Source organism: Luteitalea sp. (assembly GCF_022842525.1).
Taxonomy (GTDB): Bacteria; Acidobacteriota; Vicinamibacteria; order Vicinamibacterales; family Vicinamibacteraceae; genus Luteitalea.
In genome coordinates this window covers 1-2,717 of record NZ_JALHPM010000353.1, presented here as the reverse complement: position 1 = coordinate 2,717, position 2,717 = coordinate 1, and the positions used below count along the sequence as shown (strand labels likewise).

The following is a 2,717-nucleotide window of genomic DNA, read 5'->3' as shown; positions in this document are numbered from 1 at the left end:
GACGTCCCAGGTCACACGCTTCTGACTGACTCCCGAAGTTTCGTCGGGCTCACGGCGAAGCCCGCGGGCAAAGATGTTCGAGGCGGCTGCCTCCTTGAGGCTCTCGGCGCTCCTGAGCGTCGCCTCCACGACCACGATCAGCTCGTGGATTCGCCAGAGTAGGGTCGCAACTGTCCTTTGATCCTCGATCGGCATGGGGTGCAGGACAAAGCGCGAGAGATGGGCCCAGGATGTTCTTGGGTGCTGAGATCCCGTCACCCCGGTCATGGCGTGTTCAACGAAGTCCGGCCTATGGACGACGCACGCCAGGAATCGTGAGTCGATCCCCTCCTTCGGCCGGAGCGGAAGCAGCTCCGTGGAACACACGCCTGGCTCCGTGGCGAGTACGGCTTTGTCTAGGTATGGACGCAGCTTGCTGACGAGGACATCTCCCGCCTCGTAGGCGGTCTTCTGGCTTGTTACGTCGCTGGCGCTGCCAGTAGCGATCGGTAGCAGTCGTCCAGTTGCCAGGTGTTCAAGGCCGAGGTAGGCGGCCTTCGGCCTGGCCCTTGGGTCGACCTGCTGGCAGACCAGCTCGCAGACATCGCCGAGGGTTACCTTCACCTTGGGGAGCGTCATACGAGCTGCCCCAGTTGCTCGAGCGCCGGTCGGAGCTGTCGCTGCAGCTCCGTTTCCGCCTCAAGCAGGTCCTGGAATTGCCTGAGAAGCACAGAGACATCTTCTCGCTCGCCCGGCGAGGCGGGCGTGACCCACCGACTCGGGTCCAGGTTGTAGTCAGCGCCGGCAAGCTCCTCGCTCGTGATCACAGCGACCGCGCCCTCAATCGGTTCGCCAGCGAGATAGGCCGACGCCAGCGGCTTGATGTCCGCCTCGATGAGGTGGTTCTTTGGACGCCCCTTCTGAAAGCGCGCCGCCGCGTTGAGGAGGACGATCCTGCCTTTCCGGCTCGCCGCCTTGCGCCGCGACAGCACTACGATGACGCCAGCGGCCGGCGTGTTGTAGAAGAGGTTCTCGGGTAGCAGGATCACGCCGTCGATGAGGTCGTGGTCGACGAACCATTTTCGGATGTTGCGTTCCCTATCCTCATTCTTGGAGCCGGAGCCGCGCGTCATCGCGCCGGTGTCGAGCACGACGGCTGCGCGGCCGTGGTCATTGATCGTCTTCAGGGTGTGCTGGAGCCACGCCCAATCGCCCTTGCCGGATGTGATCCCACCCGCGGTTGTGAAGCGGTCGAAGGGGTCGTTGAGGAACAGTTCTGGGTCGAACGGCTGGTTCCACATCGGGTTGGCCGTGACAATGTCGAACTGCCTCAGCGCACCGTCGCTCGTGCGGAACTTGGGGTTGATGATGGTGTCGCCGCGTTCCAAGGAGACGTCCATGTCGTGGATGATCGCGTTCATCCGGGCGACGGCGAAGCTCTCTGCCTGGAGTTCCTGCCCAAACATCCGCAGTGGCACACTGCTCATGGGGTCGAGTTCGCGGGCGACTAGCTGGAGCTTGATGAGCAACCCAGCGGAGCCGCAGGCGTAGTCGTGGCAGGACTCGCCGGGCTTGGGACGCAGGATGTTGGCCATGAGGAAGCCGACCTCAGTCGGCGTGAAGAACTCCCCGGCGCTCTGGCCGGAGCCCTCAGCGAACTTGCGCAGCAGGTACTCGTAGGCCCGGCCCAGGAAGTCGGGCTGCACGTCGCTAAGGCCGAGCCGGTGTCGCGGGTCAGAGAATGTCTCGACAACACCGCGCAGCTTCGCCGGGTTGATGTCTCGCTCACCGTTGCGCTCCGCTGCAAAGTCGACGACGTCGATCACGCCGCTGAGGGTGGGGTTGTGCCGAACGACAGCCCGCACCGCTTTGGTCAGGTGCTCGCCGATGTCACGGGGCGCGGTCGGCCGGCCGCGGGCGTCAGCTGGCCAGGAGAACGCCACTCGCCCGCTGATCACGGCCCAGCGAGCCTCAGGCGGCAGGTAGAAGCGAAGCAGTGTGTGGTCGGCCTCGGCAATCTCCAGGGCAACGGCTCGGTCGCCGAACTCATCGGCCAGCCGGTCGATCTCGTCATCGAAGACGTCGGAGAGACGCTTGAGGAACAGCAGGGGCAGCAGGTAGTCCTTGAACTTTGGTGCGTCCTTCTCGCCACGAATCGAGCAGGCAGCGCCCCAGAGCATCTGCTCCATCGACTTCGTGCCCTGGGCTGCGCTGCCGGCGCGTCGCCGGCCGGCGCCCCGGGGCTCCCCCTCCTGGGCAGCCTCGTCAGACACTCCCGCTTCTTCGGCCAGCGCCCGGATGGCGGCAAGGGCTGCTCGTTGTGGGTTGGTGCCCCCGCCCTCCCATCGGTTCACGGTCGCGAACGACACGCCAAGACGCTTGGCGAGCTGTTCCTGAGTAAGGCCCAACTCGGAGCGAATGGCACGGAGAAGGCCAGCGACGGCGGGAGATGTTTTTGGCATGTCTGCAATGTTTGCCATATCGCATCTTTCTGTCAAGAGCGGAGCGCCCACACCCCGAGATGTGAAGGCCGCCGGCCGAGTCCCGCCCCAAGGAAGCTTTCACGACCCCTGATCCCGCCCGGCTCCCGCCCGGCTGTTGAGTAGCCCGGTGGGCACCGCACGCTAGGGCGTCCGGGGCGGGGTCGGCGGCGATGGCGCTGGTCTTGGTAGAGGTGATTCTGGGGATGGGGGCAAGCATTTGGTGCCCCTCCTGGGGCACGGGGTGAACAGTCAACG

Annotated in this window: 2 protein-coding genes; both read right to left on the bottom strand. The window is 65.1% G+C overall.

The features are described 5' to 3' along the window. The coding region (locus tag Q0C41_RS30820; protein WP_291990781.1) for a hypothetical protein at window positions 1-618 on the bottom strand (618 nt) is incomplete at its 3' end. Further along, window positions 615-2,459 carry an N-6 DNA methylase gene (locus Q0C41_RS30815; protein ID WP_291990779.1) on the bottom strand — a complete coding sequence of 615 codons (1,845 nt, stop codon included), beginning with the start codon at window positions 2,457-2,459 and terminating at the stop codon, window positions 615-617. The genes Q0C41_RS30815 and Q0C41_RS30820, both read right to left, overlap by 4 nt. Window positions 2,460-2,717: the final 258 nt, after the last annotated feature.